The organism is Kitasatospora sp. NPDC058170 (assembly GCF_042883905.1).
In the GTDB taxonomy this organism is placed as follows: Bacteria; Actinomycetota; Actinomycetes; order Streptomycetales; family Streptomycetaceae; genus Kitasatospora.
Genome location: NZ_JBHVUV010000085.1, coordinates 1 through 2,428 on the forward strand (window position 1 = coordinate 1; position 2,428 = coordinate 2,428).

1 protein-coding gene is annotated in these 2,428 nt (G+C 70.3%); it reads right to left on the reverse strand.

Annotated elements, in window-relative coordinates:
* A partial coding sequence (locus ACFVVX_RS37905; RefSeq protein WP_387952724.1) for a condensation domain-containing protein occupies positions 1 to 2,428 on the reverse strand: 2,428 nt, incomplete at both ends.

Sequence of the window (2,428 nt, forward strand, 5' to 3'; positions counted from 1 at the left end):
GCGGTGGCGTCGGTGAGCATGTAGTGGCGTCGTTCGGCGGGTAGGGCCGGGTCGACGGGGATGTAGGCGGCGCCGGCCTTCCAGGTGGCGAGCATGGCGGTGAGGACGGCGGGGCTGCGGTCCAGGCAGATGCCGATGTGGTCGCCGGGGGTGACGCCGAGGGCGCGCAGGTGGTGGGCGAGCTGGTTGGAGCGTTCGTCGAGTTCCTGGTAGGTGAGTTGGTCGTCGCCGCAGATGACGGCTGTGGCGTGGGGTGTGGTGGCGGCGTGGGTCTGGAAGAGGTGCAGCGGGCTGGTGCCGGGCCATTGGGTCTGGTGGCCGTGGAGGGGGTCCAGGGTGTCGGCGGGGAGGTGGGTGGTGGTGGCGTCGCCGTCGGGGTCGGCGGCCATCGCCTCCAGGACCTGCCGGTACATGGAGGCGAGCCGCTCCAGGGCCACCGCACTGAGAACAGCCGTCGTTGTGGCGATGCCGACGGTGCTGTTCGCGGTGATGACGCTCAGGGCGAACTCGGTGCCGCCGGCGTTGGCGTTGGCGCCGGCATCGCGGCCGGTGTCGGTGCCGGTGTCGGTGCCGTTGTTGGTGGTGGGGTCGAGCTGTTCGAAGTTTTGCTGTTCGAACATGACGGGGATGAGGCGCTGTCCGTTGCCTGCTTCGCGTTGGACGGCGGGGAGGGGGTAGCGGCGGTGGGTCCAGATCTCGGCTTCCTGGGCGTAGACGTGTTCGACGAGTTGGCGCCAGGTGCCGGTGGGGCGGTGGGCGGGGAAGGGCAGGGTGTTGAGGTGCATGCCCAGGACGCGGTCGGCGCCGGGGGCCTCCAGTCGGCCGTGGAAGACGACGCCGGTGTGGAAGGCGTCGTCCGCCGTCAGGGAGCTCATGACCTTGAGGTGGGCGGCGAGCAGCACGCTCTTGAGCGAGGTGTTGGCCTTGAGGGCGAGGGCGCGCAGCGCGTCTTCGAGGTCGGCGAACGGGACCTGCCTGCCGTGGCGGACACCTGCGGGGGCGTCGGCCTGTGACCAGTCGGCGGGCAGGCGCAGCGGAGCGTGTCCGCCCACGACGTCCTGCCAGAACGCCCGGTCCTCGGGGCTGGCCAGCGACTCCAGCTCGGCGGCGATGAAGTCGGCGTAACGCACCGACGGCGCCTGGTGGTCGGGGAGTTCACGGCCGTCGTGCAGGTGCTGGTAGCACTCGACGATCTCCATGAGGAGGGTGTTGAGGGTCCAGCCTTCGGCGATGGCGTGGTTGTAGCTGAAGGTGAGGCGCCAGGCGTTGTCGTCTTCGAGGTGGACGGCGATGCGCAGGAGGGGGGCGGTGGTGAGGTCGAAGCCGGTGGCCCATTCCTGGCCGGCGTAGTCGCGTCGGGCCCGGTCGAGCTGCTCGGCGTCGAGCTCGCGCCAGTCGTGGACAGAAACTGGCAACTCGGCGGTTTCGTGGACGAGTTGGAGGGGCTGGGTGTAGCCGTCGAGGTGCATGGAGGTGCGCAGGATGTCGTGGCGTCGGGTGACGGTGTCGACGGCCTGGCGCAGGGCGGGCAGGGAGAACGCGTGCTCCGCCGGGATCCGGAAGGAGTTGATGTTGTGGTAGAGGCCGGCTGCCGGGTCGGCGGTGGCCAGCATTTCGATGAGCATGCCGGTCTGGATCTGCGACAGGGGGTAGGCGTCCGTGATGCCGGCGGGCAGGGCGGCGCGGTCCTCGTCGCTGATGAGGGCGAAGGGGGCGACGGCCTGGATGAGTGAGGTGCCGGCGGTCTGGCCGGAGAGCAGGTTCGCGAGGTCGGCGACGGTGCGGTGCTGGAAGACGTCGCGGACGCTGGTGTCGTGGCCGGCGGCGCGCAGGGCGCCGACCAGTCGGACGGCGCGGATGGAGTCGCCGCCGAGGTCGAAGAAGTTGTCCTCGATGCTGACCTGCCGGAGTCCGAGCACCTCGGACCAGATGGCGGCGAGGCGTTCCTCGACGGGGGTGCGGGGCGCGATGTAGCGGGTGGCGCCGAACGCGCTCGTGTCGGGTGCGGGGAGGGCGCGGTGGTCGACCTTGCCGCTGTTGGTGAGGGGGATGCGGTCGATGGCGATGTAGACGGCCGGGACCATGTAGTCGGGTAGTGCGATCGTCAGGTGGTTACGCAGAGCCGTGGTGTCCGGTTCGGCGTTGCTGACGATGTAGGCGACCAGCGTCTTGTCTTCGTTCTGCCCGTGGGCGGTGACGACGGTGTTGTGGACCGCGGGGTGTTCGCGGAGGCGGGCTTCGATCTCGCCGAGTTCGATGCGGTAGCCGCGGATCTTGACCTGGGTGTCGATGCGGCCGAGGTAGTGGAGGGTGCCGTCGGGCTGGCGGCGGGTGAGGTCGCCGGTGCGGTAGAGGCGCGAGCCCGCCGGGCCGAACGGGTTGGGGATGAAGCGTTCGGCGGTGAGGGCGGGGCGGTGGTGGTAGCCGT